Below are 21,179 nucleotides of genomic sequence, written 5' to 3' on the forward strand. Positions count from 1 at the left end.
GGGCAGTTAGTATGTTTGTAAAAAAAGAATTACCGAATGCTATTAGTCCTTTCCCCTGCGAAAACCCTCGATTTCGAAACCCCTTGTGACAAAGAATTAAGTTATCCTCGTTTTAAAAAAGAAACCCTCGAACTCATTGGTGTTCTGAAGGAAAAGTCTCCTGAGGAGATTCAAGAATTGATGGATATCAGCGAGAATTTAGCAGAACTCAACGTTTCTCGTTATCAGAAATTCAGAAAGGCAAAAGACCCAAAAATTGCGAAACAGGCTGTTTATGCATTTAAAGGTGATGTATATATTGGTTTGGAAGCGGAAGAATTGAGCTATGAGGATATTCTTTATGCGCAAGAGCATTTGCGAATTCTTTCTGGCTTGTATGGCATACTTCGTCCTTTGGATTTGATTCAGCCTTATCGCCTGGAAATGGGCACGCGTTTAGCGTTTGATGATTATACCACACTTTACAATTTCTGGGCCGATAAAATTGTGAAGGAAGTTCTCAAAGATTTAAAAAAACAAGGCGATAAGGTTCTTGTCAATTTGGCTTCTCAGGAATACTTCAAGGCCATCGATCGCCCTTCACTAAAGGCCAAAGTGGTGAATGTTGAGTTCAAGGATTTTAAAAATGGTGAATTCAAAATCATTTCTTTCTTCGCCAAAAAAGCCCGTGGGCTGATGGCTCAGTACATCATCAAAAACCGAATTAACACCCCAGAAGAAATGAAAGGCTTTGATTATGAAGGTTATTGGTTTGATGAAGAAAATTCGGACGAAACCAATATGCTTTTCAAAAGAGGCTAAATTAAGAGACAAACCTGACGCATCGGACGGTGCTCAGGTTTTGACTTAAAATATGCCATTCTTCGCCTTTGTTAGAAGAAAGGTAAAGGTTGCCGTTGTTGGTTCCAAACAGAATGAGCTTATGGTGAATGGTCATGGCATCGCGCAAAACCAGATCAAAGCAAGGGGCAGGAGGAAGGCCTTTTGATTTCGACAGCCAAGTTTTTCCCCCATCCGCAGTATAGAACACTTCAAGTTTCTGATTTAGTGGCAAGCGCATGTCGTCACTCTGCGCAGGAATAACCCAAGCTTCATTGTCGTTTTCGGCAGCTGAAACTAGCGCAAAGCCATATTCAGTGTTTCCATTTGCATCGGTAATTTCTTGCCAAGTTTCCCCTGTATCTTCCGAACGGTAGATTCCGCAGTGATTTTGTTGCCATAGAATATTCGGATTTTTCTGCGATTGCCTCAAAGTATGCGGATCGTGACCGATTTGATGATCTCCATCAGGTAAAAAGAAAGCCTTCAGTCCTATATTGGTCGGTTGCCAGGTATTTCCTGCATCTGCTGATTGAAAAATACCAGCACAACTAATACCAGCAATCAAATGGTTTTCATTTTGTGGATGGCACAGGATGGTATGTAGAAACGGTGATTTGCTCCCTTTTCCACCGCCTTGCCACAAATGTCGGCTTGGGTGCTCGCTCAAACCTCTCATTTCATGGAAACTTTCACCTTCATCATCAGAATAGAAAATGGCGGCAGGCTCTGTTCCAATCAATATTCTTTTGCGATCGGAAAGCATCTGCGATTCAATAATCCATATAGATTTCAGACTCAATGCTGAGTCAGTAGAAAACTGAGGTCGTGAAATTTCCTTAAAGCTTTCTCCTTGATCGGAAGAACGATAAAGCTTGCTGCCCCAATGTTTGTGATTTACGGCAACCCACCAACCGCCATCTACATCGGCATGAAATGCGCCAATCGGTAAGCCTACAAAATGAAGGTCTTTAAGTTTCCAAGTTTCCGAATCACCTTCATAAATCAGAAGACCTTTGTCTGTGCCAACCGCTATTTTCATACTTCTTCGGAAGATTGAAAATCACTTTTTCCACCTGTTTTTTTTAGCAGTTTAGTGTTTTTGATTTCAATGTGATGTGAGAATGCTTTACACATGTCGTAAATGGTGAGCGCAGCTACAGAAGCTCCGGTTAAAGCTTCCATTTCAACGCCAGTTTTGCCAAAAGTTTTTGCTTCGCAGGTAATTTCAACCAAGAGGTTTTCTTTCACTTCAATATTGATCTCCACTTTGCTAAGTGGAAGATTATGACACAATGGAATTAACTCTGAAGTTCTTTTCGCGCCTTGAATTCCTGCAATAATCGCAGTTTGAAAAACAGGCCCTTTAAGCGTTTTTATTTCGCCATCGGCAATGTATGGCTTCATATCATCGGGCAACTGCACCTGAGATTGAGCAATTGCTGTTCTTTTGGTTTCTGCTTTGTCGCCCACGTCAACCATGCTGGGCTTGTTTTTATCGATATGTGTAAACTGTTTGGTCATGCTTAGAAATGATTTCTAAAGGGTACAAAGTCATATACTTCGCCTTGGGCATAAAGGTCTTTTCCTTCGGGAAGAATAATAAAGCCATCGGCTACGGTAAGGTTAGCGAAATCTCCCGAACCATGCCCGATAAAAGGTTCTGCAATGAGTTCTGCTTTTTCATTGAATTCAGTTCTGCATTCAAGAAAATAGGTGAGGGGAGCGGGAAAGTTGACATCCTTAGCCAATCTTACTTGTGTTGTTTTTTGTTCTATTCCCAATGAATGATTGAGCCAAGTTTTAAAATAGAAGGAAGCACACATAAAGGAAGAAACGGGATTGCCTGGCAAAGCAAAAACAGTAGTCCCATTCGGGGCCGTTCCAAACCAAAATGGTTTTCCAGGCCGTTGGTTCACGCGGTGGAAATGTTTTGTTACACCTAATTCTTCCAGCGCTTCAGGTAGAAAATCGAACTTGCCTTTCGATACGCCACCAATCAAAACGATGCACTGATTTTGAGCAATCAATTCTGCTAATTCTTTTTTTATCAGGGCTTTATCGTCATTCATGTGATGCATAGAAGTTTCTACGCCCCACTGATTGAGCAAAGCTTGAACACCATAATTGCCAGATCGCCTAATTTGATGGTCTTGAGGGATTTCTTCAATAGGAACCAATTCATCGCCCGTAGTGACAATCACAGTTTTTGGAGTTGATAGAACCGATAATTCCGACTTTCCAATGGCCGCAGCTACATTCATTTCGGGTGCGCCAAGTCGAGTTCCTTTTTTGAGAATAACATCTCCGATTTGGCGATCAATTCCTTTAAAGTGTACGTTTTGTTTTGGCTTGATTTCCTCAATTAAAATCGTGGCCTGATTATTTTCAATGCTGAGGTCTTCATAACGAATCACAGTATCGGCTCCCTTAGGCATCATGGCGCCCGTCATGATTTGTACGCAGCAATTATTCTCAGACATTGTATACTGAGGAGTTCCTGCTGCAACCACATGCTCTATATCAAAAGTCCGCTGTCCTTTCTCGAAATCACTAAAAGCAATGGCAATACCATCCATCGTTACCCTGTCAAAAGGAGGAAAGGCCCGATCTGCTTTCACATCCTCATTCAGAATATATCTCAAGCATTCTTTCAGGGGTTTGGTGGTGTTTTCTGGTCGAAATGGATGAGCTTTAATTATTTGAAGTGCGTCTTGGTATGATGTCAAGTTCATATTATCCGCCAATAGTGGCCATTGATTCAAAGGTATTGAGAGAAGATTTCTTGTTTTGTTGGGCCTCGAAGCCGTCTTTTGGACGCTGATTGAAAAGCTTTTTGAATTGTTGCGCTATTTCTTCATCAGAAGCACCAGCTCTAATAAAATCACGAAAGCTGAAAACGCCATTATCATAAAGGCAGGTTTTTAAATCGCCCTTTGGCGTGATTCTAATGCGGTCGCATTGGCCACAAATTGAACGAGTATAAGCGGGAATGATTCCGAAACTTCCTTTAGCACCTTCTATTTGATAATTGTATGAAGTACTGCTTTCTGGGTCGTTTAGTTTGAGAATGTCAGGGAAAGCCGATTCAATATGATTCAGAATGCGTTTGCTGTTCCAATGAATAGGTGTGTAAGTTTTACCCCCTCCATTGAATGGCATTTCTTCAATAAATCGAACACTAACCTCGTTGTTTTTTGTTAGCTCGCACATAGGCAAAATGTCATCCAAATTATGCTCCTCCATCACCACCATATTGATTTTAGTCGTGATGCCAGATTCCATTAGTGCATTGAATGAATCCATCACCGCATCGAATTCATCTCGTTTGGTGATCTTAAAAAAGCGCTCTTTATTCAGTGAATCGAGACTAAGGTTAATGGCATCGATGCCGGTTTTTTTCAACCTTGGAATGTGAGGAATTAGGTTGGTTCCGTTTGTGGTGATGTTCACCGATTCTATACCCGGCATTAGGCCTATGGATTCAATTAAATCCATAATGTTTTTGCGCACAAAAGGCTCACCACCAGTAATTCTAACCTTGCTAATACCCATTTCGGCTAGAATTCTAGTAAGCCTTTCCATTTCTTCGAATGAAAGAATTTTAGACTTATGACTGAATTTTAGGCCTTCTTCTGGCATGCAATAAAAACAGCGCAAATTGCACCGCTCTGTTACCGCAAGCCGTAAATATCTGAGTTGTCTGCCGTGATTATCGTAAAGCAAATGTATATTCGATTCTAAGGTTCAACGCTGTTAAAACTCCATCTATGATAGACATAGTTTCAAGTATACGCAAATTAAGTAGAGAAGGTAAAAAACTAGCCATAGCAAGGGTAACTAATACTTGGAAAAGTTCGCCTCGGCCTGTGGGCTCGGCCTTGATTGTAACTGAAGATGGCGAAATGATTGGGTCGGTGAGCGGTGGTTGTGTGGAAATGGCCGTGGTGAAAAAGGCGCTTAAGGTTATGGAAACAGAAACGCCTGAGTTGGCTCATTTTGGTGTGGCCGATGAAGAAGCTTGGGAAGTTGGCCTGAGTTGCGGAGGACATTTGGATGTGTTGATACAGCCATTTCCTAATCAAATTTGGGAAGAAATGGATCGTTTGCTTTCTAATGATGAAGGTTTCAGCTGGATTAGCTCTACGAAAGAAACGAACTTCAATGGCTTGGTGAAAGCAAATGGAGATTCAATAGGGGAGGCTCCAGAAAAGTTTCTGTTGAATGAGCTTGAAGACGCTTATGCTTCGGACGAAAGTCGTATTTCTGAGAATGGTGAATTTTTCATTCATGTTTTCCCACAAAAGCCTTTGATGTTGTTGATTGGTTCGGCTCATATTACTGTGGAACTTACCGAATTGGCTCAGGGCTTTGGTTTTCAGACTTTGCTCATTGACCCCAGAGATACATTTGCAAATAGCACGCGATTTAAAGTAAAACCAGAATCAGTTTATGTGAACTGGCCTCAGGAGGTTTTGCCAAATGTGAAGTTGGATAAAAACACATATGCGGTAATTCTTTCGCACGATCCTAAAATTGATGATGAAGCTTTGAAGATTCTTATACCGTCAGAAGTGCGGTATATTGGAGCATTAGGAAGTAGAAAAACTCATGCAAAGCGTGTTGACCGATTAAAAGAATATGGCTTTTCTGAAGAACAGATTGCCACAATTCACGCACCTATTGGGATTGATATTGGTTCTAAATTACCTCGGGAGATTGCTTTGAGTGTTATGGCGGAAGTGATTAAGGTGAAGAATTCTTAAAGCAAATAAAGGATAATCGCTAATTGGTTTTGTGAAACCAGAATCATCCGTTTACTTTGTTATTAAGAATTGATCTAAATAAAAACAATGTCAGTTTTTGATAGCCTACCGCTTGAGGGTGAATGTTCTAGAGAAGAAGTTGAGTTGATTCAACCTAAAGGCTTTTTAAATACCGATGAATGCGTGTTTAAAAAGTGCTGTAAGAAGTACAAGAAAAAGGAAAAAAAGCGTTGTAAAAGCTGCCCCAATCGCTAATTAATAGTGATCGTATCTTCCGTTTAACCAGGCCCAAATTCTTTTCAATCCAGTAGGCTTTTTACTTTGTTTTGTGGCTCTGTTGGCTGATTTGGTGTTTTGAACTAGCTTCTCGCTTACATTAGGTTGTAATGTGCTTTTCGCTTTAGTTTTGCTCGTTCTAGCACTTTTCTGTTTTGTCTGGATTTTCTCTTGATAGTGTTTTGCCTTCTTTTCCTTTAAAGCCTTATTTTTTTCTTCTTTCTTACGTTTGGCTTCCTTTTCGGCTTTTACTCTTTCGTATTCTACCGGATTCAGTCTTGGTTTTCTGTTTTGGCTTTTTCTATGAGATGGGCCATTATTTCTACCATTTCTAACTGGTCTCTTTTCAGTTTTCGGCTTCTCTTCCCTGCTTTCTTCTTCCTTTTCTACCGCTTTTGGTTTGGGCTCTGGCAAATCTATTTTTCCAAGCACTTTCAGGCCATCGAGCTTAACTTTCGGAGCCTTAATTAGCTCCAAATCTTTACCTTGTTCCTCTATTTCTTTTTCAAGTGTGTAGACCGCAGGCTTTTTACGTTTAGTTTCTGGTAGTTCTATTTTACGAGGAAGGGGTTTTTCTTCGATGATAACTTCAGACTCGACTTCTTTTACTTCTTCAGCTTGAATTTCCTCGACTTCTGAAGTGATGGACTCTTCAATAGTTACTGTCTCTTCCGTGTCTAGTATTGCTTCACTTGAAGTTATTTCTTCTTGAACGATTTTAGGTTGAAGCTTATCCAGAACCAGCGCTTCTTGCTCATCGGTTAATTTTAGGTTAGGGTCATTTTCAACTGAATGACCATTCGCAGATAGAATTTCCAAGATTTTACTTGGACTAACTTCCAATTTTCGAGCAAGTTGTCTGAGGCGCATCGTACAATTTTTAGCCCGCAAATATAGTAAAGATGAGGGCTGTTTTTCAAATAGTTAGGGATTTGCTAAACCTTCAATTAGGTATATAAAATGATTTACAGGTTACAATGAGCAATTTTGAATCTGTGAATCTAGCTGAATGATGATTAAATTGATAATATATTTATTCCTTAATATTGAAAATTTAAAATAATTAAGAAATAATATATCGATTCATTACTTTTGAAAGCTGTAACCTAACCAATGCGCAATTAACTTGATAGAACCGACTGTTCATATTTTAAAGGAAAAGTGTACCATTTCTAACCTCGATTCATCGTACCGAATTTCCATTTTGCTCCCATCTGACTACCAGAATTCTAACAGTTTTTACCCTGTATTGTACCTTTTGGGAGGAGAAAATCTTGTTGATGCCACGTCTTATTCACTTTCTAAGAAGCTCTTCTCATCAAAATGCGACCAATTTGATGGCATCATCATCGTTCAAATCGATTCTGAGGAACAGGTTAAAAAGGATTACTCTCCTTATTACAATCCTCATTTTGGAGATGGTTTGGGTAAAGAGATGCTGAATTTTTTGATGGAAAATGTCATACCTGAAATCAATAATGAGTTTCGGGTGAAAGTTGGCCCTGCAAATACCGCGATTGGCGGTGGATATATAGCGGGTTTACTCAGTTTGTATGCTGGTTTGAAACACGGAAGTGTATTTGGAAAGGTTTTGGCCTTTTCCCCAAGTTTATGGGTTTCTCCAATTGTTTATCACGATTTAGATCAGCTCGATCAAAGTGAATGCCCTGTGAAAATCTATTTATGCTCTGGAAGGGGAGAAAGCCGATTCTACTTTTCGAATGTGCTTCGATTAAAGCGAATTCTAGAACGAAAAACTAGAATATGTTCCCATATAGAAACCATGTTTTCATCCACCAATCAGCAAGATGAACATACGGTTTTTAGTCAGGAAAGCTTTTGCAATGCCATTCTATGGCTGTTTTGCTAGCCCTTCAAGTTTATTTGTTTTCGGGTAAAAGCCACAAATAACTGAACCAATGCCAATTCCCTTTTTTATCCGGTACGGTAATGGTAAATAAAGTTCTTCTTGCACTCAGGTTGGTTTTTGGCTTTACAGAGAGTTTTGTGATTCCTTCTTTTAAAACCTGAATAGATTTTGAACACGTTGAACCTTGCACAAAGCATTGTAATGCGTTTAGGTTCAAATTACCTTCTTGAAAAGTCATTTCGATTTTGGGCCTTTCTTTGGAGCCATTGAATCCAGTGCTTTCAATTTTTACTTGCTCTACTTCTAACGCGTGCATGTTCACTTTGCTTTTGAATTGCTTAAGCGAACCATAAGTTTCTGACATCGGAAATCTGGGGCAATGAAAAAGGTCAGTGTCAGCGTAAATAACTCCCGAATTTTGAGCCGCAGCTCCTTTAAAACCTAAGTCTTTCAATACAGAGGCCATATCTTCTGTCCATTCTCCGTAAGGGTAAGCGAAAGTGGTGGGTTTAAATCCCAAATTGGATTGAATGAGTTTTTGCGCGGTTTCAACTTCCTCTTTGAAATTCTTTTTAACTTTTGCTTCGGGTTCGTTTAAAAAGAAAGGGTGGGAATGGCTGTGATTACCTATTTCGATTCCAGCTTTTTGAACTTCAGCAAGTTCTTTCCAGTCCATGTAATCAGCGCTGCCAACTGTGGATGTATTAATGAATAAAGTTGCCGTGAAACCATATTTCTTTAACAGCGGCCAACCATTTGTATAGAAACTGCTGTATCCATCGTCAATACTGATTACTACCAGCTTTCTATCATTTTTTTTCGCCTTAATATAGTTAAGGGCTTCATCGAAAGTCGCTGATTCAAATCCTGAGCTTTTTAAATATCCCAGTTGTGCTTCGAAAGTTGGTAAGCTAATATTGGTTGAAGGATAGCGATTGTCTCCAAAACGATGGTAAACTAGCATTACAACTTCAGAATTTCCGGTTTGTGCTAAGCCAGTTCCCGATAAATTAAGTAGTAAAAAGAGGACGATTTTCAGTTTCATTCTTGATCGACAACGAGTTGAATATAGTTGGGATCAAGCACATAATTGTCAAAAGCAGTGAGTTTGTTGAACCTGATCATTCCCGATAATTGAACTACGTAATCGTCTTTCCGTTCAGAATAATTTTTCAAATGCATGATCAACTTATACGGATTCTGAGTCTCAAGTCTGGCTCTTCTAAAATCTCGATAGGCATTTGTTCGGCCTACAGTTTTTAAATAATCTTCAATAGATTCAGAAAGGTCAGCATATTTTCTGAGGTAAATGGTTTGGCCATTTCGTTTGTATCGGGCAGCAATGCGCGGCTCTTTATGGGTGTATGACCAAATGCCAAACATGTTGTTAGCTTCGCGAAAAACACGAGAGCTTCCCCAACCGCTTTCTATTATGGCCTGTGCCAGAATGATACTGTTGGGGTGAGTTTCCATTCTGTTATGGAGAACACTGGCATTGTCTGTTTTATAATCTACACAAAGCGCATTGTAAAAGGTACTGTCTTCTGCCAGCCATTCTTCCTTATCTAGCAGTTCTTCTAAACGGCTTCTATCTTTAGCTATTCTATATTTGGCAATTAGAATAGCAGGTAGCACTGCGGAAATGAATTTGTCCTTCTTTTCAAAAATAGGCAACGTATCAATACGCGGAACATGGGAGTAGAGGATGGGGGGCACAAGGCTATCATTCAGCGTGATAATGCCTTCGGGGCCATGTAAATCAACATATTGAACCTGAAGTTTTGGTGTGAAAGTAGGAGGAGGTTCTTTGTGTTCTTTACATGATGCAATCGTTAACAGATAGAGGCAAACAAAAAGCAGCGATAAATCATAACTCTTCTTCCCCCTTTTTTGATGCATGCGACAAAGATATTGAATAAAAATTGGCAGTTAGGCTAACGCGATTTTCACTATATACGTATGAAAGACAACATTGAACCTATTTTAAAATACAATGTTTTACTTTGTGCTAGCCAAAAAGGTTAGGTTCGGCATTAATTTTTGTGAATGAAGAAGCAGGCGCTAAGGGTTCTTAGGGATTATATTATAGGCTGGGTAGTGGCTATTGGCCTTTTTGGCATTGTGCGAACCTATGGCACTGTGGTGATTGCTCCTGCAGATATAACTCCGCATGGCATTTTCAGAATGATGCTCATTTTTGGCCCATTAGCTGGAGCATTGTTTGGAGCCGCTCATTTGAAGGTGGAACGCTATTATTATCGTAGAATTCCGTTGAGAAAACTGCTTTTCTTGGGCTTTTCGGTGAACGTCTACATCATGAGTATTTTATTCGTGGCTGTTTACTACTTTTTGAAAAACGTAATTGGCTTTAATGAACCCATTAGTTTTTGGCAGTTTCTTTCAAATCCCAATACCTTCCTAATTTTCCTTTATTCTTTAGTGGTAAATTTTGTGCTTTTCAGTTTAAGGCAACTGAATTTATTGCTTGGCCCGGGAAATTTATGGAGGCTCTTTAGAGGCGATTTTTACAATCCGAGTGTTGAGAATAGGATTTTTATGTTTATTGATTTACGTGGTTCAACAGGAATTGCCGAAAAATTAGGCCACATTCATTACAGTCGTTTTTTGCAAGATTGCTTTTACGATTTGCACGTGGTGCAGCAATTTGATGCGGAAGTTTATCAATATGTTGGCGATGAAGTTGTGCTTAGCTGGCGAGTAAAACCCAACCTCGACCATTCTGTAGCCATAAAATCCTTTTGGGCTTTTGAAGATCAACTTTTAAAGCGGAAAGATTATTATTTGGATACTTACGGAATTCAGCCAGTTTTTAAGGCGGGAATTAATGAAGGTGAAGTTACCGCGGCTGAAGTAGGAGAGATTAAAAGAGAAATCGCTTTCCATGGAGATACAATGAATATTGCAGCCCGAATTCAGGAGCAATGCAATACTTTCAAACGAAGTCTACTGGTTTCTGAATGCTACTTAAAAGGTTTGAACGATGTTGAACCTTATCATCTTGAGCTTTTGGGAGAAGAACAACTTCGTGGAAAGCTGGAACCCATTGGTATTTACGCTGTTAATCGTGAAAGTAAGGGTTCGGATTGGCCAATTCCTCAGGCTATTATGAAATCCTCCAAAGCTTCTTAAGGCAGTTTCATTTCTTAGTTGGCTTAGTTTTAAGCCAATTGCTTAGTTTTTGCATGGCCGAATTACCAGTCAACCAATTTTTTGATGTTGAGACATCTATGTTTATTATATTCCCACATCAACATCCTCTAGAAAATGCGAAAACAAACTTTACTACTAACTATTGTGGCCTTTTGCGGCTTGTCTTTTGGGCAAACTGCTAAGGCACAAAACCAACCCAATCTGGATGCTTTTCAGTTCAGAAATGTTGGGCCTATGCGAGGCGGCAGAGTAACTACTGTGGCTGGTGTAGAATCTCAACCTTCTGTCTTTTACATGGGAGCAACCGGAGGTGGTGTTTGGAAAACTGACGACTATGGAATGAGCTGGGAAAACATCTCCGATGGTTTCTTTGCTACGCCTTCAATCGGTGATATTACCGTTTACCAAAAGGACCCCAATATCATTTATGTAGGTACTGGTTCCGATGGTTTAAGATCGAATGTGATTACCGGAAAAGGTATGTACAAATCTACCGATGCAGGTAAAACATGGACTTTTATTGGTTTGAAAGAAGCGGGCCAGATTGGTGCAGTGGAAATTAATCCAAACAACCCGAATGAAGTGTTTGTAGCAGCAATCGGAAATGCTTTTGGAAGAAATACAGAAAGAGGAATTTTCAGAACCAGAGACGGAGGAAAGAACTGGGATAAAGTACTTTATCATTCTGATAGTGTGGGTTTTTCTGATTTAGAATTGGCTCCAGACGATCCAAAAACTATTTATGCTGGTGCATGGAGAGGTGAAAGAAAGCCTTGGGATATCATCAGTGGTTCAATGGAAGGTGGCGTTTATAAATCTACCGATGGTGGAGACACTTGGACTAAACTTACTAACGGATTGCCAAATGGTTTGATCGGTAAAATCGACTTTGCCGTTTCAGCGGCCGATCCAAATAGGGTTTATGCAAATATTGAAGCTGGCGATAACAAAGGAGGCCTTTACAGATCGGACGACAGAGGTGCTTCATGGACCTTTGTGAGTGATAATGATAACCTGACCAACCGCCCTTTTTACTATACAAATATCTATGCCAATCCTAAAAATGCCGATGTTATCTATAACAGTGCATTGCGTTTTATCAGATCTACCAATGGCGGTAAATCATGGAGAGGAGTTTCTACGCCTCACAGTGATAATCACGATATATGGATAAATCCTAGCGATACTTCCATTTGGATTCAAGCGAATGATGGTGGAGCAAATATTACCATCAATAATGGAAAAACTTGGTCTACCCAATTGAATCAGCCAACGGCAGAGCTTTATCAAATAGATATTGACGATCAAAAACCCTATTGGATTTATGCAGGTCAGCAAGATAATGCGACCGTGGCCGTGCCGAGTTTGCCAACAGGATCGAATGATTTTCCTCTTTTCAATCTAGGAGGTTGCGAAACTGGTCCAGCGGTTCCTAAACCAGGAAATTCAGATATTGTATATTCCAACTGTAAGGGGAATTTCGGGGTTTACGATAAGCGTACAGGTCAGGAAATGCAGTACAGTGTGGGAGCGATGAATATCTATGGTCACGATGGTGATAAACTGAAGTTCAGATTTCAGCGTGTGGCTCCAATCACCGTTTCTCCACACAATCCTGATGTGGTTTATCATGGTTCTCAATACTTGCATAAAACCACTGATAACGGAAAAACTTGGGAGATCATTTCTCCAGATTTGACGGCTTTTGATCCTGCAAAACAGGTTTCTGCGGGTAGACCGATTACAAGAGATGTAACGGGTGAAGAATATTTTAGCACCATTTATTCCATTCAAGAATCTCGTGTTCAGGCAGGAGTTATTTGGGTAGGTTCTAATGACGGACCAGTTCATGTAACAAAGAATGGTGGCGAAAATTGGGATAACGTAACGCCTGATATGCTAGGTGACGGTAGAGTGGATTCTGTTGAACCTTCACCACACAAGGCAGGAAAGGCCTATGTAACCGTTTTGAGATATCAGTTGGATGATTACAAGCCTTACATTTTTAAAACGGAAGATTTTGGTCAAACTTGGAAGCTAATCACCGATGGAATTCCAAGCGATTACCCTGTGCGCGTGGTGAGAGAAGATCCGAACAAAGAAGGACTTTTGTTTGCAGGAACAGAATTTGGCTTGTTCATTTCAATGGATGATGGCGAAAGCTGGCAGACTTTCCAAAACAATTTGCCAATTACGCCAATAACCGATCTTAAATTCCACGACAATGATTTAGCACTTTCTACCATGGGAAGAGGTTTCTGGATTTTAGATAACATCAGCAGTCTTTACGAAATGGATAAAGCGCTTCAGGCCGATGCTTACCTTTTTCAACCTCAGGATACTTACCGTTTCAGATACCGTGGTGGAAGAGGAGTTCCAGAATATCCAAGCCCAGCGGTGGCTATTGATTATTACTTGAAAGATACTGACAAGGAAATCAAGCTCGATATCATCAATGAAGAAGGCAGAATTGTGAAATCATTCATCAGTGGCAGACCAGCTCCAGTTGAAGACCTTGAAGTTGATATGGCTACTGGCTTTGTAACTCCGCCACCTTCTTCAGGACTTTCCAAAAAAGAAGGCTTGAACCGATTTACTTGGAACATGAGAAACACAGGTGCTTGGAATGCCAACCCAAGAAGATCATACCAAGGTTTTGGACCAATGGTTTCTACAGGAGAATACACCGCTAAACTTACTGTTGGCGATAAAACTTTCACCGAAAAATTTAAAGTTGCTCTAGATCCGCGTGCTACTTTGGTAACTGATGAAGATGTGAAAGAGCAAGAGAGAGTAGCCTTAATGCTGCAGTCTTTTTCAGAAGATGTTGATCGTTTGTTGATTCAGGTTTCTGATGCCAGAAAAGCTTTGGACAATAGCTTGAATAAAGAAAGAGTAAGCAAAAAAGATCAGAAGAAAAAAGAGGCCTTGGATGCATTGTACTACAGAATTGTAACGCCTCCAGGAACTTATATGCAGGGTATGCTCGAAAGTCAACTTAGCTATTTGAATGGAATGTTAAGCAGAGCAGATCAAGCGCCAGGCCAAGATGTTTATGAGCGTTTTGAAGAACTCAAAGCCGAATATGAGGCCATCAAAAAGGCGTTCGAAGATTTAAAGTAGGAGTGAAGTTCTACTAAAATGGATATAAGCTGTTGCTTGGTTTTAAATGATCTTTTTAACTAGGCAACAGCTTTTATTTTATACTTTTCAATATGGCGTCATCAAAATGGTATAAGAAAATTCCTCATCCCGTGGTTATGCTTTTCGGGATTCTAGTTTTGGTTACTGTACTAAGTCATTTGATTCCGGCTGGTGCTTATGACCGTACCGAAGTGGATGGCAGAATGATGGTGGTTCCTGAATCTTATCATTCCGTTGAAAGTACTTCGCTTTCCGTGCTCGATATGTTCAGGGCAATTCCTGGCGGATTTATTTCAGCGATCCCCATCATTTTTGTGGTGCTCAGTAGCGGAATCATGTTCGGCATTCTAGAAAAATCAGGAATGATCGAAAATGCCGTGGGCACTTTTGTAAAGAGATTGGGGCATCAGAACCGAATGCTGCTTGTCGTTATTATGACTTTCCTTTTCGGTGGACTTGGCATTTTCGTAGGTTACGAAAACAACATTGCTATGATTCCTATTGCCGCAATGGCCAGTTTGGCTTTGGGAGGCGATTTAATGTTGGCGGCAGGTATTGCAGTTGGCGGTGTGACTGTTGGTTTTGGCCTCTCCCCAGTGAATCCTTATACCGTTGGGACTGGGCATACGCTGGCAGAAATGCAGATGTTTTCAGGATGGATTTTGCGTTCCATTCTGTGCTTTTTTGCGCTTAGTCTGTTAGCTTTTGTCAATGTTCGATATTTCAAGAAGATCATAAAAGATCCTTCAAAAAGCCTTTCTATTGGTATCGATACAAAGGGTTTCAAGTTATCTAGGCCTTTGCATGAATATTACATTACACCCAACAACTGGTTGATCATGGCCATTTTTGTGGGCGGAATTGTGTACATGCTATATGGTGTTTTCGAGAACCATTGGTTCATCAATGAAATTAGTGCTGTGTTTTTGATGATAGCTTTGGCTTCAGGGATTTTCTCTAGAATGTCAGGTACTCAAATCAGCGAAACGGTACTTGAATCTGTGGCTGTGGTAGCGCCTGGAGCATTTATGGTGGGTTTGGCTACTTCTATTAAAGTAGCTATGGAAATGGGCAATATTTCCGATACTGTCGCCTTCAATTTGGCCGAAACTTTAAAAGGAATGCCCACTTATGCCTCTGCTGTTTCTATGTCGGCAGCCCAATGCGGAATAAACTTCTTGATACCTTCGGGAAGCGGACAAGCATTAGCCACTTTGCCCATTATGATCCCTTTGGGAGATTTATTAGGGCTAACCCGCCAAACCACCATTTTGGCTTTCCAAATTGGTGATGGAGTGACTAATCTTTTCAATCCAACTTTAGGTGGGCTAATAGCCATGTTGGCCATGTGCAGAATATCCTTCGATCGTTGGTTGAAATTTATAATGCCGACTGTTTTGGGTATTCTGTTAATCTCATGGATATTTCTGCTCATTAGCGTGGCCATACATTGGGGGCCAGCTTGATGCATTTAAACATTTCAAATTAAGAACTTAATATTGCTGAAAAGAGACTCCGAAGGCAATAGAAATACCGACTATAATGACTGTTGAAGAAATACTGAAAAAGCTAGTTTCATTTCCTGTTTTGGGAGGTGAAAGCAATTTATCGATTATACATTGGATTCAAGATTATATTGAAGAACTGGGCGTTGCAACCGTGCTAGTGCCTAATGAAGAAGGAACCAAAGCCTCTTTACACTGCAGAATAGGCCCAGCCGTTGACGGTGGTGTAATACTTTCTGGTCATACCGATGTAGTTCCTGTGAAAGGCCAAGATTGGGCAACAGATCCTTTTGAATTGGTAGATAAAGGAGATGGTAAATTGTACGCCAGAGGTTCTTGCGACATGAAAGGTTTTGTGGCATGTTGCCTTGCAGCTTTGCCAGAAATGGTAAAGGCAGACTTAAAAATACCGATCTACTTTGCTTTTTCCTACGATGAAGAAATTGGTTGTTTGGCTGCGCCAGAACTGGCTGAAGCGATCAACAATTATTACGAGGAAAAGCCTCGTTTTGCCATAATAGGTGAGCCAACTATGATGATTCCTACTCTGGGTCAGAAAGGTATTTGTATTTATAAAACCACGGTTTCAGGTTCGCAAGGCCATAGTAGCAGAATTAAACAAGAGGTAAGTGCCATCCACGAATCCATGCGTTTGATTCTTTGGTTGGAAAATAAAATGAACAGCCTGATTGAAGCAGGAAATACTGATAATCGATTTACTCCAAATCATACCTCTATCCATATTGGCAATATTCAGGGAGGATTGGCACCCAATATTATTGCGGAAAAGTGCGAATTCAACTGGGATGTGCGCACCATTCCATCGGAAACCCCAGAACAGGTTTTAGCAGAGTTTGAGGCCTATTGTAGAGAAAGAGAAGAAGAATTGAGAAAAGTGTTCTCTGGTTTCAAAATCAGCAATACCTACGGCCATCCCGCTGTGCCAGGTTTAGATACGAGTGAAGACGCTGATATAGTGGCCTTGGTAAAAGAATTGGCCGATACAGACAAAACAGATGCTGTTTCTTATGCCGCAGAAGCTGGGCAATTTCAACAAGCAGGTTTCGAAGCCATTATTTGTGGCCCTGGTGATATAGCCCAAGCGCATCGTGCGAATGAATTCATTGCCAAAGAACAGCTACAAATGGGAGTGGAGTTTATGCATCGATTGATTGAAAAATTGAGCTAAAGGGCAAAAAAAGCCTCTGCAAAAGCAGAGGCCAAACTTTAATTAATATTTGAACTTATAATTTTATCAGTTCTGCCTGAATATTGTATTCGTCTACGATGCGTTGAGTGAATTGCATGCTCCCGTGAGGAACAAAGATTTGAAAATCTCCATTTTTCATTTTAGCCAAAAGCTCTAGGACTTTCCATTTACTGGCCAATTCACTCGGGTTTTGCTCTTTTTTAGCAATTTCGAAATATCCTTTGCCTCCCCATTTTTCAGCGGTAATGTCAGGAATATATTCTGTGGAATTTCCTTGCCCAACAATACTTTTAGGGGCCTCATAAGGTTCAATCGAAGCTCTTACGTCAGTATATCCTCTACGAAGCAGCTTTCTTATCACTTCTTCAACCTTCTCATCGTATTTTGAACCTCTTGATTCTTTTAACATATCTCGTTTTTTGGGTTAGACATTCTTTCAATAAAACAAATTATTCCAGAATGTCAAGTTTTATTTAAAGTTAGTTTATTGAAATACTATTTCTGTTCGTCTGGTGGGGTAATCATAATGTGTGCTCTGTAAGTCCCCGGAAACATCAACCAAGGGTGCCCTGGGCCATTTGGTCGCAATGGAAGTCCTGTTGAGGCTTGAGTAGCAAGAGGTGTGTAAATTACATACCTGAAGTCAGCTCCTTCAATTTGTTCTGTTTCAGGATTGTACTTTGCATTTTGTCCATCGTAAATAATTAAGGTAGAACCGTAATCAGGCATTTTCAATTTTCCCTCTGCCGCTTCTTTTTCCCTAATCTGTAAAATCTCACCTCTATTTTTGCCTTGTGCCTTCAATTCTCTTCCTCGGGCCATAAAAGGTTCTGCATCTTTTCGGTAGCAAACAACCTCAAAATCAGACTGCTTCGGATCGTCAGAGCGAACAATAAAATCGTTTGTGCCTTCTCTTAACGTGATCATCTTTCCGTCTTTATCGAAACCGTAGACATGCGCGCCTTCTCGTGCCTCTACAGGAGCGGCAAGTAAAGCCATTTTGATTTGATCTTCATAATCATTTTGCGCTTTGCATGACGAACTAAGGCCAATGCAAAAAAGTAAAATTGAAAGTTTGTGAAGTTTCATAGCGCTGGATTTTTCGCAATATAATAGGTTAAGGTGGATTGAGAGGAAGCTAATTTCATAATCCACCTTAATTCAGTCTATTTTGTGTTGGTCAATCTGCATACACAGTCTTGATAACTTTCGGCAGTTTGGTTTCCAAAAGCGCAAAAATACGCTGCCCAATTTTCATTATTAATGGAAGTGTTTACAGTGTCTTCCACGACATAATAATCGATGTAATGCTGCTTCATTTCTGCGTTAGTTTCGAAGCCCATATACACCTTTTTTAGGCTTTCAGGAGTTAACTCATTTTGATGATAAGTTTCTGAAAAAGTGTATTCATTGATCCAATTGGGGTTTTTTGCTGTTTCTACATCTTCAAAGCCATGGACATTGTAATCCTTAATTATACTACTGTTTTCAGAAAAGGTGTATTCTAAGAAGCCTGGATTGTTGTAATAAATCGGAGAGATGGCGGGCATAATATGCACGAATGAATCTGGCGTCTGATCTCCATCAATCACTATGAAATTATCCATATGAGTATGGCCGCCAAGTTGCGCTGTAATAGTGTTCTGATATTTTTCGATAAGGGCTAAATATTGTGCGTTATAGTCGGGATGGTAATAATAGAATGGGTCAATTCCGCAAGAAGTAGTGTCTTTTGTAGCGATGCTGCTGTAAGCATTAATTCCCGGAGGAATATGAAACATCAACCAAACTTTTTCTTGATTGGCCTCGGCCTTTTTGAGTTCATTTTCTAGCCAAGCAAATTGAGCCTGAACACTTTGAGCATTGTCTGTTGAGTTGGGCGTTGTACCACAAAAATTCTGGGTTTTCATAAACTTAACAGAAAGCATTATGGTGTTCAACGATATGATTTTATGCTTTTCGTTGGCAGGACTTTTTGTCACAAAATAGCCTCCTTTTTTATAGCTATTTGTGTAAGCAAACTCATCGACCAATCCATTTAGGTTTTTAAGCCAGATGCCTGCCGTTCTTGTTAAAAATGATCCCGGAGTTTGTACTTCATAATCTCCGCAAAATAAGTCGTTGTTGCCTAAAGTTGGGAAAATAGGAGTGTTTGGGAATTCTTTAGAAATGGAAGTAGCAATGTAATCTACAGTTTTGATGATAAAGCTATGAAGCGCTGCGGTATCGTTGCTATGCATTATCGTTTGAAATTGACTTTCGAAACTATGAGCTAAAAAATCTCCATTTATGGTTATAAAATCAGGGTTGGCATTGGCCTTTTTCATTTCCTGAAGCGCACTTTTGAAAAGCTTCCAACCTGTATCGTAAAAAGGGCCATTCCATCCATAATGGCCATAACTCTCAATTTTTGAAGTAGCGAAAACAGTGTCCCAATGTTCGGCATCAGTATCAATTAAAGCTTTGCTCAAACTTGAATCGTAAAGTGGGTTGAAATGAATATCGGACATGCTTAAAAAGTTGCCCAATACATCTTCTGTTGAGTTATCTGAACTGGCCTCAGGACTGCACGAAAAGAGCATCAAAGCACCAAATAAGGTAAGCGCGAAAAAGTTAAAAATGGCTTTCATAGTGTTTCGGTTGTTAGTGATTTTTGATACTAAAATAATTCATTTCTATTCTAATTTGATTTTTTCTTATAAATCAATGTTATATTTTTTTAATAAAATAGAAGGTGTTGAGGATATGATAGTTGAGTAAAGACTTGAGTTTTAACTTCAAAAGAATTACTCAGTGCCTATTCTTTCAGAAAAGAATGAAAAGCAATTCGCTAAGCCATGGGAACCTTTCTCTTTCGCACATTCTTTAATTATCTGAGAACAAGAGTTTGTGAATTAGGGAGGCTTTTAACCATCTTTGACTAATTATTTACAGCTTTATAAATGGAAATTCCCGATCACAGATCCGTCAAATACTCCCAAACTTTAATTACAGAATTGATGATACCCTCATATGCCAATTTTGGGGGTAAAATTCATGGAGGAACCATTCTTTCTTTAATGGATAAGGTGGCTTATGCTTGCTCCGCCAAGCACGCTGGTGGCTATTGTGTTACAGCTTCTATGAATGTTGTCGATTTTCTTGCTCCGGTAGAAGTGGGGGATTTAGTGCATTTATATGCTTCGGTAAATCATGTTGGGCGTTCTTCAGTAACTGTTGGTATCAGGGTAGAAGCGGAAAATATTACTTCCGGAGAAAGAAGACATACCAACTCCAGCTATTTTACAATGGTTAGGGTGGATGAAAAAACAAAAACTGCGCTTCCCGTTCCCGGTTTGGAATTAGAAACTCGAGAAGATATGAGGCGTTTTATTGAGGCAATGAAGCGCAAAGAATTGGTGAAAGAATATAAAGCCAACTTCAAACAAAGCATCGATGCGATGGATTTGGATGGAATTGAGGCTATTTTAAAAGATCAAAACTGCGTGGTACGGGGCTAGTTCCGAATTTCGAGAACTCCTTTTTTTTAGAAAGACTGCTACTTCTTCTTACCAGAAAATAGATCCATAGAGAAACTAACGAAATCTCTGAAGCCTTCTTTGGTGAACACAGACTTAATGACACTCCAGCGAGTAAATTCGCTTTTGCTTTCATTCTTAGGTTCAGGGATTTCTGCTTTAGTTTGATTCTGTTTCTCCTGTTTGGGCTCATAGCCAATGAGATTGTTCGAACGATCGAAGCTAGAATTAGCTTTGTCTTTGTAGCCCAGTTTCTCCTCTATAATTCCTTTGTTATTCAACGCAATTGCGTCTTCAGGATCCAATTCTACAGCCTTATCATAATCTGCTATGGCACCTTCTAAATCACCCATTCTATCTCTAAAATAGGCTCTGCTTGAATAGCGATAGGGATTGCCAGGCTCCATTTGTAAAGCCTTGTCAAACATTTGGCTGGCCAAATCATTCTTGTTATTCAGGTGCAGTGCAACCGCATAATCCGCAATAAATGAAGCATTTTGAGGCTGAAGTTCAGTGAGTTCTTTAAAATCGGCTAAAGCGGCTTCCAGTTCTCCGGTCCTTGAAAGGGCTCTAGCTCGATTGTGTAAACCTAGAATATGGTTAGGGTCTTTTTCGATTACTTTGTTGAAGAAAACAACGCCTCCTTTAAAATCAGCTTGCTCACAGCTTTCTACTCCCTTTTTTATCCACTCTTCAGTCATCAGCTCATTTTTTTGACAAATATAAACAAGCCAAGGGTCTTTCATGAAGCAAAACCGCGAAATGGTCAATTAGGTTGAAAAGCAGAATAATGTATTCCCTTTCGAATTGTCCGCTTGTGATTGAATTACGATTCATGAAGTAGATTCAACTTCTTGTTTTTGCACAATAGAATTTACCATTGGCTGTGCTTAAAACGGA

General features: G+C 39.9%; 19 protein-coding genes. 8 read left to right on the plus strand and 11 right to left on the minus strand.

Annotated elements, in window-relative coordinates:
- Positions 1-36 precede the first annotated feature (36 nt).
- Positions 37-801: a peroxide stress protein YaaA gene (gene yaaA, locus ACXACJ_RS05770; protein WP_475133326.1), complete on the plus strand. Its 765-nt coding sequence runs from the start codon at positions 37-39 to the stop codon at positions 799-801.
- A gap of 1 nt (position 802) precedes the next feature.
- On the opposite strand, the gene ACXACJ_RS05775 is transcribed toward yaaA, so the two are convergent.
- Genes ACXACJ_RS05775 through moaA form a run of 4 tightly spaced genes read right to left on the minus strand, consistent with a single transcriptional unit; the run spans position 803 to position 4,545 of the window.
- The gene (locus tag ACXACJ_RS05775) at positions 803-1,861 is read right to left on the minus strand and encodes a WD40/YVTN/BNR-like repeat-containing protein (protein ID WP_475133328.1); all 1,059 of its coding nucleotides are present in this window, start codon (positions 1,859-1,861) and stop codon (positions 803-805) included.
- Positions 1,858-2,343, minus strand: a complete 486-nt coding sequence (gene moaC, locus ACXACJ_RS05780; protein WP_475133329.1) for a cyclic pyranopterin monophosphate synthase MoaC — start codon at positions 2,341-2,343, stop codon at positions 1,858-1,860. The genes ACXACJ_RS05775 and moaC overlap by 4 nt, the downstream gene beginning before the upstream one ends.
- 2 nt (positions 2,344-2,345) lie before the next feature.
- A complete protein-coding gene (locus ACXACJ_RS05785; protein WP_475133330.1) occupies positions 2,346-3,554 on the minus strand; it encodes a molybdopterin molybdotransferase MoeA in 1,209 nt (402 codons plus the stop codon).
- A gap of 1 nt (position 3,555) precedes the next feature.
- The gene (gene moaA / locus ACXACJ_RS05790; protein WP_475133332.1) at positions 3,556-4,545 is read right to left on the minus strand and encodes a GTP 3',8-cyclase MoaA; all 990 of its coding nucleotides are present in this window, start codon (positions 4,543-4,545) and stop codon (positions 3,556-3,558) included.
- A 44-nt stretch (positions 4,546-4,589) separates the two neighbouring features.
- Between moaA and ACXACJ_RS05795 the strand changes: the two genes are divergently transcribed.
- Positions 4,590-5,585: an XdhC family protein gene (locus ACXACJ_RS05795; RefSeq protein ID WP_475133334.1), complete on the plus strand. Its 996-nt coding sequence runs from the start codon at positions 4,590-4,592 to the stop codon at positions 5,583-5,585.
- Between the two features lie 255 nt (positions 5,586-5,840).
- Here ACXACJ_RS05795 and ACXACJ_RS05800 read toward each other — a convergent pair whose 3' ends face one another.
- On the minus strand, positions 5,841-6,731 hold the full coding sequence (locus tag ACXACJ_RS05800) for a hypothetical protein (protein ID WP_475133335.1): 891 nt from the start codon (positions 6,729-6,731) through the stop codon (positions 5,841-5,843).
- Between the two features lie 256 nt (positions 6,732-6,987).
- Here ACXACJ_RS05800 and ACXACJ_RS05805 point away from each other — a divergent pair, with 256 nt between their 5' ends.
- The gene (locus tag ACXACJ_RS05805; RefSeq protein WP_475133336.1) at positions 6,988-7,731 is read left to right on the plus strand and encodes an alpha/beta hydrolase; all 744 of its coding nucleotides are present in this window, start codon (positions 6,988-6,990) and stop codon (positions 7,729-7,731) included.
- Between the two features lie 10 nt (positions 7,732-7,741).
- Here the strand turns inward: ACXACJ_RS05805 and ACXACJ_RS05810 are convergent, their stop codons facing one another.
- Positions 7,742-8,776: a polysaccharide deacetylase family protein gene (locus ACXACJ_RS05810; RefSeq protein WP_475133338.1), complete on the minus strand. Its 1,035-nt coding sequence runs from the start codon at positions 8,774-8,776 to the stop codon at positions 7,742-7,744.
- Positions 8,773-9,630 carry a glucosaminidase domain-containing protein gene (locus ACXACJ_RS05815; protein WP_475133340.1) on the minus strand — a complete coding sequence of 286 codons (858 nt, stop codon included), beginning with the start codon at positions 9,628-9,630 and terminating at the stop codon, positions 8,773-8,775. The genes ACXACJ_RS05810 and ACXACJ_RS05815 overlap by 4 nt, the downstream gene beginning before the upstream one ends.
- Before the next feature lie 147 nt (positions 9,631-9,777).
- Between ACXACJ_RS05815 and ACXACJ_RS05820 the strand changes: the two genes are divergently transcribed.
- The 4 genes from ACXACJ_RS05820 (at position 9,778) to argE (ending at position 16,740) form a co-directional block, all read left to right on the plus strand.
- Entirely contained in the window at positions 9,778-10,881 is a 1,104-nt protein-coding gene (locus ACXACJ_RS05820; protein WP_475133341.1) for an adenylate/guanylate cyclase domain-containing protein, read from the plus strand.
- 135 nt (positions 10,882-11,016) lie between these two features.
- Positions 11,017-14,025 carry a WD40/YVTN/BNR-like repeat-containing protein gene (locus tag ACXACJ_RS05825; RefSeq protein ID WP_475133343.1) on the plus strand — a complete coding sequence of 1,003 codons (3,009 nt, stop codon included), beginning with the start codon at positions 11,017-11,019 and terminating at the stop codon, positions 14,023-14,025.
- 92 nt (positions 14,026-14,117) lie between these two features.
- Positions 14,118-15,512 carry a YfcC family protein gene (locus ACXACJ_RS05830; RefSeq protein WP_475133344.1) on the plus strand — a complete coding sequence of 465 codons (1,395 nt, stop codon included), beginning with the start codon at positions 14,118-14,120 and terminating at the stop codon, positions 15,510-15,512.
- Positions 15,513-15,588: 76 nt separating this feature from the next.
- Complete coding sequence (gene argE, locus ACXACJ_RS05835) at positions 15,589-16,740, plus strand: acetylornithine deacetylase (RefSeq protein WP_475133346.1); 1,152 nt, start codon at positions 15,589-15,591, stop codon at positions 16,738-16,740.
- A gap of 55 nt (positions 16,741-16,795) precedes the next feature.
- Here the strand turns inward: argE and ACXACJ_RS05840 are convergent, their stop codons facing one another.
- From ACXACJ_RS05840 to ACXACJ_RS05850, 3 genes are all read right to left on the minus strand, one after another.
- Positions 16,796-17,170 carry a hypothetical protein gene (locus ACXACJ_RS05840; protein WP_475133348.1) on the minus strand — a complete coding sequence of 125 codons (375 nt, stop codon included), beginning with the start codon at positions 17,168-17,170 and terminating at the stop codon, positions 16,796-16,798.
- 86 nt (positions 17,171-17,256) lie between these two features.
- Positions 17,257-17,850, minus strand: coding sequence for a hypothetical protein (locus ACXACJ_RS05845; protein WP_475133350.1), 594 nt, complete (start codon positions 17,848-17,850; stop codon positions 17,257-17,259).
- A gap of 77 nt (positions 17,851-17,927) precedes the next feature.
- A complete protein-coding gene (locus ACXACJ_RS05850; RefSeq protein WP_475133351.1) occupies positions 17,928-19,391 on the minus strand; it encodes a metallophosphoesterase in 1,464 nt (487 codons plus the stop codon).
- Positions 19,392-19,760: 369 nt separating this feature from the next.
- Between ACXACJ_RS05850 and ACXACJ_RS05855 the strand changes: the two genes are divergently transcribed.
- Positions 19,761-20,261 carry an acyl-CoA thioesterase gene (locus ACXACJ_RS05855; RefSeq protein ID WP_475133353.1) on the plus strand — a complete coding sequence of 167 codons (501 nt, stop codon included), beginning with the start codon at positions 19,761-19,763 and terminating at the stop codon, positions 20,259-20,261.
- 38 nt (positions 20,262-20,299) lie between these two features.
- On the opposite strand, the gene ACXACJ_RS05860 is transcribed toward ACXACJ_RS05855, so the two are convergent.
- The gene (locus ACXACJ_RS05860) at positions 20,300-20,980 is read right to left on the minus strand and encodes a tetratricopeptide repeat protein (RefSeq protein ID WP_475133354.1); all 681 of its coding nucleotides are present in this window, start codon (positions 20,978-20,980) and stop codon (positions 20,300-20,302) included.
- Positions 20,981-21,179 lie beyond the last annotated feature (199 nt).

The sequence above is a fragment of the Roseivirga sp. AWQ4_251 genome (assembly GCF_056158225.1).